This is a genomic window from Tardiphaga sp. GW822-FHT04G09 (assembly GCF_058800725.1).
The window spans coordinates 79,444-86,274 of record NZ_JBXAMO010000025.1; the positions used below are offsets into that span (position 1 = coordinate 79,444).

General features: G+C 59.7%; 8 protein-coding genes and 2 pseudogenes. 2 read left to right on the forward strand and 8 right to left on the reverse strand.

What is annotated here, in order from left to right; all coding sequences use genetic code 11:
- Positions 1 to 17: 17 nt before the first annotated feature.
- The 4 genes from AC1RLZ_RS27755 to tnpA are packed head-to-tail and all read right to left on the reverse strand — an operon-like array spanning position 18 to position 2,950.
- Positions 18 to 614 (reverse strand): plasmid pRiA4b ORF-3 family protein, encoded by a 597-nt coding sequence (locus tag AC1RLZ_RS27755; protein WP_493191264.1) that lies wholly within the window; start codon positions 612 to 614, stop codon positions 18 to 20.
- The gene (tnpC, locus tag AC1RLZ_RS27760) at positions 611 to 2,122 is read right to left on the reverse strand and encodes an IS66 family transposase (protein ID WP_493191265.1); all 1,512 of its coding nucleotides are present in this window, start codon (positions 2,120 to 2,122) and stop codon (positions 611 to 613) included. Before tnpC ends, AC1RLZ_RS27755 begins: the two co-directional genes overlap by 4 nt.
- A gap of 43 nt (positions 2,123 to 2,165) precedes the next feature.
- The gene (gene tnpB / locus AC1RLZ_RS27765) at positions 2,166 to 2,513 is read right to left on the reverse strand and encodes an IS66 family insertion sequence element accessory protein TnpB (RefSeq protein WP_493191266.1); all 348 of its coding nucleotides are present in this window, start codon (positions 2,511 to 2,513) and stop codon (positions 2,166 to 2,168) included.
- On the reverse strand, positions 2,510 to 2,950 hold the full coding sequence (gene tnpA, locus AC1RLZ_RS27770; RefSeq protein ID WP_493191267.1) for an IS66-like element accessory protein TnpA: 441 nt from the start codon (positions 2,948 to 2,950) through the stop codon (positions 2,510 to 2,512). Before tnpA ends, tnpB begins: the two co-directional genes overlap by 4 nt.
- Positions 2,951 to 3,009: 59 nt before the next feature.
- Here tnpA and AC1RLZ_RS27775 point away from each other — a divergent pair.
- Positions 3,010 to 3,396: pseudogene (locus AC1RLZ_RS27775) on the forward strand (integrase core domain-containing protein); the annotation flags it as partial.
- A 516-nt stretch (positions 3,397 to 3,912) separates the two neighbouring features.
- Here the strand turns inward: AC1RLZ_RS27775 and AC1RLZ_RS27780 are convergent.
- From AC1RLZ_RS27780 to AC1RLZ_RS27790, 3 genes are all read right to left on the reverse strand, one after another.
- Positions 3,913 to 4,128 carry a hypothetical protein gene (locus AC1RLZ_RS27780; protein ID WP_493191268.1) on the reverse strand — a complete coding sequence of 72 codons (216 nt, stop codon included), beginning with the start codon at positions 4,126 to 4,128 and terminating at the stop codon, positions 3,913 to 3,915.
- Positions 4,129 to 4,299: 171 nt separating this feature from the next.
- Positions 4,300 to 4,809, reverse strand: a complete 510-nt coding sequence (locus tag AC1RLZ_RS27785; protein ID WP_493191269.1) for a WbuC family cupin fold metalloprotein — start codon at positions 4,807 to 4,809, stop codon at positions 4,300 to 4,302.
- A 192-nt stretch (positions 4,810 to 5,001) separates the two neighbouring features.
- Positions 5,002 to 5,292: an SGNH hydrolase domain-containing protein gene (locus AC1RLZ_RS27790; protein ID WP_493191273.1), complete on the reverse strand. Its 291-nt coding sequence runs from the start codon at positions 5,290 to 5,292 to the stop codon at positions 5,002 to 5,004.
- 234 nt (positions 5,293 to 5,526) lie between these two features.
- Here AC1RLZ_RS27790 and AC1RLZ_RS27795 point away from each other — a divergent pair.
- A pseudogene (locus tag AC1RLZ_RS27795) lies at positions 5,527 to 6,323 on the forward strand (IS3 family transposase); the annotation flags it as partial.
- Here AC1RLZ_RS27795 and AC1RLZ_RS27800 read toward each other — a convergent pair.
- On the reverse strand, positions 6,253 to 6,831 hold a 579-nt coding region (locus tag AC1RLZ_RS27800; RefSeq protein WP_493191270.1), incomplete at its 5' end, for a recombinase family protein. The pseudogene AC1RLZ_RS27795 and the gene AC1RLZ_RS27800 overlap by 71 nt on opposite strands.

The window sequence follows — 6,831 nt, forward strand, 5'->3', positions numbered from 1 at the left end:
CCGCCAAATACCGCGGGTCAAGTCACCTTGGCGCGTTTAGCGGGTTTCCGGGACCAGCGCTTGGCGAGGATCATGAGTTCATCGGTGAGCCATCGAGTGTCAACGATTTTCGGATCAAAGTTTTCGGGCATCCATTCTCTGCACTCTTCGTGGCGCTCGTGCTTCGGATCGGCGATCGCTTCCAGCGTTTCGGCGTAGCCAGGCGGGCCACCGACGTCTTCGGGAGGGCAGCGACCAATCGCCTCGAGAAGGCGTGGGTAGCGGGCTCCAAATTCGGGGTCGATCAGCTTCTCGATCTTGATAGTGTGGTCCCAGCCATCGCCGAAGTCGTAGAGATAGCGCAGGTTTTTTGCACCGGTATCTTCAACAACGTCATCGAGCCGCGCCTTTCGGGCGTCGAGCGGGCCGTCGGGCCAATCCGGATCCGGCTGCCCCCATCCAGCATCGCCAGCGCGGATTTCGTAGAGATGACTGTTGGTCCACCCCATCGCCGCCTGGACCACCAGATGCAGGCGGTCGAGCCGGATGTTAAACGGGACTTCGACACGGCGCAGCACCGCCGGTTCGACATCGTCGAGCGTGATCCTGAGGCGGGCGATGGTGTCGGCGGTCATGCCGCCAGTGTACAGCGCTCTCGTGCCGCCGCCCAGTGCCACGGCAGCAGCGCAGCAAGGTCGGCGTTGCTGTGATCGTTGATGCGGGCCAGAACATCGGCGAGCCAGGCCTGAGGATCGACGTCGTTGAGCTTCGCCGTCATGATCAGCGTGGCCATCGCCGCCGCCCGGTCGGCACCGCGTTCGGAGCCGGCAAACAGCCACGACTTCCGCCCCACTGACAGCGCAGATCGTTCAGCGCGCAGCCAATCTTCCAGGGCAGTCAGAAGCGGCGCGCTTCGTCGCCGACGCACCTCCAGGCGTTCATCGGCTCCCAGCCCATTGACGCTGCGCTCGATGTCGAACAGCGCATCGATGCGCTTAACCGTCTCCAGCGCAATCGGCGAGATTGCCGGCGCGTTCTTTCCACGCCGGACGTTGGCGGCAATGTCGGCCAGCTCGAAGAACTGACGTCTTGCATGGCTCCAGCATAGCGCCGAGGTGATCGGCCCAGGTGAGCGCGACCGCGCGTAAAGTTCGTTGTAGCCGTCATATGCGTCGGCCTGCAAAATGCCGGCAAAGTTCTGAAGATGCCGAACCGGATGGTCATGCCGCCGATCTCGAGATGCGTAATACAGCGCTGCCGGTGGTGCGCGGCTGCCAAAGGGCCTGTCGTCGCGGACATAAGTCCAGATATGACCGGTGACCGTCTTGCCTTTCGCCAGGATCGGCACCGTGGTGTCGTCGCCATGCAACCGCTCGGCAGCAAGGACATGGGCCTCGATCAGCGCATGCAGGGGCTGCAGCACCATCGTGCAGGTGCCGACCTGATCGGCCAGCGTCGACACGCTGAGATCGATCCCCTCGCGCCGGTAGCGTTCGCTCTGCCGGTTCAGCGGCTGATGCTGGCCAAACTTCTCGAACAAGATCATTGCCAGCAAATTAGGCCCGGCAAAACCGCGCGGCGTCACATGGAACGGTGCCGGCGGTTGCGTGATGGTCTCGCAGGCCCGGCACGAGAACCGCTCCCGCACCGTCTGTATCACCTTCCACTGCCGCGGGATCACCTCCAGCGTCTCGGTGACGTCCTCGCCCAGCTTCGACAGTTTTGCTGACCCGCAACACGGACAGCTCACCGGTGCGGCAATCACCACGCGCTCGCGCGGCAGATGGTCGGGGAACGGTTTGCGCGAGGGGCGCTTGCGCTGGAACGAGCGCACCATTTGCGTCCGGGCCGTGGCATGTTCGGCCGCCAGCTCATCTTCGGTCGCACTCGCCTCGAGATCTTCCAGCCGCAATTCCATCTGCTCAAGCAGCCGCGCCTTGCGCTCCGAACGGCTGCCGTAAAGCTCGCGGCGCAGCTTCTCGATTTCGAGTTTCAGATGACCGATCAGCGCTTCCGTACTGGAGTTCACAGCCCGCGCGCGCGCAGCAACTGCCTCGGCATCCAGACGCGCAGCACGCTCCGCAAGGATCATCGCATGGGCGGCCGCAAGATCCGATGGAAGCGATTCAGACCCGTCTGTCATGACAAGATGGAATCACATCCGCCATCATCCGCAAGTCAATTCTTCAGCCCACCGAGGTCGGACGCCAGGTTTCCTGCGGATGGCGCCAGTCGATCCCAGACAACAGATAACCGAGCTGCGCCGACGAGATCGTCACCACGCCATCGGACTGGCTTGGCCACAGAAAGCGACCGCGTTCCAGCCGCTTGGTGAACAGACAGGCACCCTGACCGTCGTGCCAGATCACTTTTAACAGATTGCCGCTGCGGCCACGGAAGCAGAACAGGTGCCCACCTAGCGGATCGCGACGCAGCACCTCCTGAACTTGCAATGACAGACCCGCAAATCCCTTCCGCATGTCGGTGTGCCCGGTCGCCAGCCACACCCGCACGTTGCTCGGCATCGTGATCATCGCCGTTCCAGCACCGCGAGAACCCGCGCCAATGCCGCCGCATCGACGCCGTCGTCGACAATCACCCGATGCCCGCTCACAAGCGCAATCTCGATCCGGCTCGGCACCACAGCCGCTAATGCAGGAGTTGGCTCACGCAGACCCACGGCTTCAATCTGTTTCGGCGATGTAGGCGAACCGTTATCGTCGATGATCGCCGATGCAAACGTCGTCACCTCGTCCGCTTCCGCCAGACGCCCATCCTGGGCCAGCCGGCGCCACGTGAACAGGTGGCTCGCAGACAACCCGTAACGCCGAGCAGTCGCCGATACCAACCGAGGGCCAGCGCAACTCTCGGCAACGATCCGCTGCTTCTCAGCCAACGTCCAGCGACGCCGCGCGCCCGTCTCAACAACCTCAAGACGAGAAATCTTCCGAATAGGCGTATGATCAGTCATACGACTATGTCTTCACATTCCCCTCGCACCCTGCAAGGCGGCTCTCGGCGTAGGGATACGATGAGAAGGCCATCAGCGCCGTTCCTTTTCTCAAAGCCGCTGTCGCTTACTATGCCAGCCTCGGCGTCACCGTCAGCCGGGTCATGACCGACAACGGCAGCTGTTACAAATCCTTTGAATTCCGCTGCCAGGTGCTCGGCCTCAAGCATGTCCGCACCAAGCCCTACACACCCAAAACCAATGGTAAGGCTGAGCGCTTCATCCAGACTGCACTGAGGGAGTGGGCCTATGCTCAGGCCTATCCCACATCAGACCGCCGCGCCGAGGAGCTTCCAATCTGGCTACACCGATATAACTGGCATCGGCCCCATGGCGGTATAAAATCGCGAACGCCCATCAGCAGACTCGGCCTAACCGAGGACAACCTGTTGAGGCTCCACACCTAGCGCTGATCGACTGAGTGGCCTTCGCGGGACGCCGACGGCCTTTGCGTATTCAAGTCCGCGGCCCAACGATAAAAAGTTCCTAGCCGCCGCTTTTCTTAAATGGACCGCCACCGTAGCCCTCGCTGTTTTCGCAGCGGGCGTTCTCATTGTTACGTGCCGAGGCAGCACGTGGATCCAAACACGTGGGGCTACGTTCCGAACGCGCGGGGAAGAAAGAGGTTTACGAACCCGGCGAGGAGCGACACGGAGATGATGAGCAGATAAACGCGCAGCACCCACTTTGCCATGCGTTCCACGCGAAACTGAAGGAATAGGGATCCGGCCGGCGACTCCAAGGATGGTCTTTTCATTCGGCTGCCAACGTTCGAGGAGTGGGAAGCCACGCGAGGTCAACCCGACCTCGCGTCGCCTTTCATTCGGCTGGAACGAACGCGCTAACTCAGCCATCATTCTTGGGCTTGGCACTTAAGGCAACATTCACGGTACCCCACACATAGAAGCGACTTGGCGTGGGACTCAGGGATTCATCTTGCCCATAGTCGCGAAAAAGTAGGGCTTTAACTTTTCGAAAATATCTGCGCTAAAGCGCTCAAGTTCCCAGCTGATCGCATCATTGTAGCCCGGGGCATGACGGTGGATCGCGTCACGAGACGCCGTCACTTTTGTAAGAGCGCCGTCAATTGATAGCCAGCCGACTAGGTTTTCGCCTGTCCAATAAGGTGCATTAGTCATTGCGATGGTTCCGTGTAGCAAAAGAGGCTCTTAGCCAATCCATGCCTGCTAGCCAAGGGAACCCAAGGGGGCTCTTGAATAAATTTGCAAGTGTGGCGTGCGTGCCGCAACGGTATTCCTAACCATTAGCATGAATCTTTCTCTGCATTTTCAGGAGAGGTCGACTTTCACCTATGATCGATATCGCCACCGGTCTCCAGTCTCTGCATCGTTCAGCCAATTGTAAAAAAGCGATGCGTCGGGGCTGCCCTCAGCTGGGCTCCAGATCGAGAACTGTGCTGCTCTAAATGGCCCTGCCTTTACTTCCAAAATCACGGCAGTATCAGTGGCCGGCGCGATCGAGTGCCAGGTTCCTGCTGGTATCTGAAACAATGGTGTTTCTTCGGCGGTGATGTTTCGCTTGGCGAGTATTGCGCCGTCCTCGGAGAAAAGGAAAACAGATAGCGCCCCCCAAAGAGGAACTATCATCTCCCACTGTTCGCTATGCATGTGGGGCTGAACGTATGTTTCTCGATCAAGCGCCACTACAAGCCTCTGCACGGGATCGGAATGGCTGTCGTGAAGTAAAATATGCGAGCGCTTGCGCTCCGATTGGGAGGCATCTATCAGCAGTCTGTCGCAATCGTCCCGACATATAAATTCTGATCCCGTCAAACGATTCGGCCAGTCGTTAAAGTTCATCTGAGAGTATTCCGATCGAGGAATGAGTTGGCAGTCTGACCAGCATTATATTCGTTACATCTCCAGACTAAGAGCCTCCAAATAGGGGCGGTATTGATTGAAAGCTCGTTGAGCGAGGCTAGGATCCTAGCATTCTTTTCAGGTGGCAGATCAGGTGCGTCCGCCAATTTATATACACGATCGGTCCGCCGCTTAAGTGGTTAAAGGCTTCGCGTGCGAGCGGACAGCTTGACGTACGCGCCAGTTGACGTGGCAAAGCCAACGCGCCGTGATTACTCTATCTCTAACGGGGAAATTCGGCAGAAATCTTCTGCGCCACAAGGCTGCCCCGTCCGTAGTCAGGTGGCCATAGTCCCATGAGATGAGCTTCCCGGGCTCATTGGGCGGATGAACCAGGCAGCCATTGGTGTCGCAGAGCGTATCGATCATCGAATAATAGCGCGTGCCGGACTTCTCCGCGATTGCGCGAAACTGCCGGTCAATGCCGCGTGTCGCGGCGCTGGACCCGACGGCGCGTGCAGGACTGGTATACGTTGACGATGGTCAACGGGATCGCGCTGAACACATCGGCCATCACGAACGGGCCTGCTGCATTGCGCGGAACGTGGGTTGGAACGATCGCGTCGAATGCTTCGTCTGACGTGCCCCCGCCGAATTAGGCCAGTCTGAACTGGAATTTTCCAATTATGATCCCCTGACGGGGATGAGGAGAGTTCCATGAAGGCATCGAAGTTTTCAGAGGCGCAGATCGCATTCGTTTTGAAGCAGGCGGAAGACGGCTCGGCAGTCGCAGAGGTCTGCCGCAAGGCCGGGATCAGCGAGGCGACGTTCTACAACTGGCGGAAGAAGTATGCGGGCCTGATGCCCTCTGAGATGAAGCGGCTGCGTCAGCTCGAGGACGAGAACACGAAGCTGAAGCGGATCGTCGCCGACCTGTCGTTGGACAAGGCGATGCTGCAGGATGTGCTGTCAAAAAAACTCTGAGGCCTGACCGCAAGCGGGAGCTTGTCGACAAGGTGCGTACTGACTGGAAGGTCTCGATCAGGCGGGCCTGTTCGACCCTTCGGATCGATCGCGCACTTTACGTCTACAAGTCGAAGCGCGGCGACCAGGCCGCTCTCAAGCACCGGATCAAGGACATCTGCGAGACGCGGGTGAGATACGGCTATCGCCGGGTTCATGTCCTGCTGCAGCGTGACGGCTGGGACGTCAACGTCAAACGCGTGTACCGTCTCTATAGGGAGTTAAGCCTGCAATTGCGCTACAAAACGCCGAAGCGTCGCGTGAAGGCCAAGCTGCGCTTGGATCGAACCGATGCGGTTCAGGTCAACGAGACCTGGGCAATGGATTTCGTTCACGACCAGCTTGCCACCGGCCGCAAGATTCGCGTGCTGACGATCGTCGATACCTTCAGTCGCTTCTCGCCGGCCGTGGATCCGCGCTTCAGCTATCGAGGCGAGGATGTCGTGCTGACCTTGGAGCGCATCTGCAAGACCGTCGGCTATCCCAAGACCAGGCTGTGTCGCCGTTGGACTGCTTCACCGGCAGATCGAGATTGTACTCGTGGAGCCAGCAGAGCGCCTGTCGGGCACTGCCCAGTTCCTCGACCTTGTCGAACACCAACTGGATCGCTTCCTGGACGCGCCGATCCGGATCTTTCTCATAGCGATCGCCGGCCTTCACGAAGCCGACGGGCGCCGCCACAATCAACTCGCCCCGACGCGCTTTCTCGTAGCGGGCCGAGAGCGAGCGCTGGCGCAACAGATCCAGCTCGTACTCGTTGAGGCTACCCTTGAGCCCGAGCAGCAGGCGGTCGTTGCCGTGCCTTGGCGCATAGATAGTCTCCTGATCGACCAGAACGGTGTCGACCACGCGGCACATCTCGATGAGTTGCTGCCAATCCCGGCTGTTGCGAGCGAAGCGCGAGACCTCGCGGGCGCAAACCGCACCAACCTTACCGAGGCAAACCTCCGCTACCATCCGCTCAAAACCAGCGCGTTGTACCCCGCCGGCGGCTGAACG

Coding starts and splice junctions, on each gene's coding strand:
- AC1RLZ_RS27785 (WP_493191269.1), bottom strand. CDS start 4,809: ATGAACTTTAACGACTGGCCGAATCGTTTGACGGGATCAGAATTTATA.
- tnpA (WP_493191267.1), bottom strand. CDS start 2,950: ATGACTGATCATACGCCTATTCGGAAGATTTCTCGTCTTGAGGTTGTT.
- tnpC (WP_493191265.1), bottom strand. CDS start 2,122: ATGACAGACGGGTCTGAATCGCTTCCATCGGATCTTGCGGCCGCCCAT.
- tnpB (WP_493191266.1), bottom strand. CDS start 2,513: ATGATCACGATGCCGAGCAACGTGCGGGTGTGGCTGGCGACCGGGCAC.
- AC1RLZ_RS27780 (WP_493191268.1), bottom strand. CDS start 4,128: ATGACTAATGCACCTTATTGGACAGGCGAAAACCTAGTCGGCTGGCTA.
- AC1RLZ_RS27755 (WP_493191264.1), bottom strand. CDS start 614: ATGACCGCCGACACCATCGCCCGCCTCAGGATCACGCTCGACGATGTC.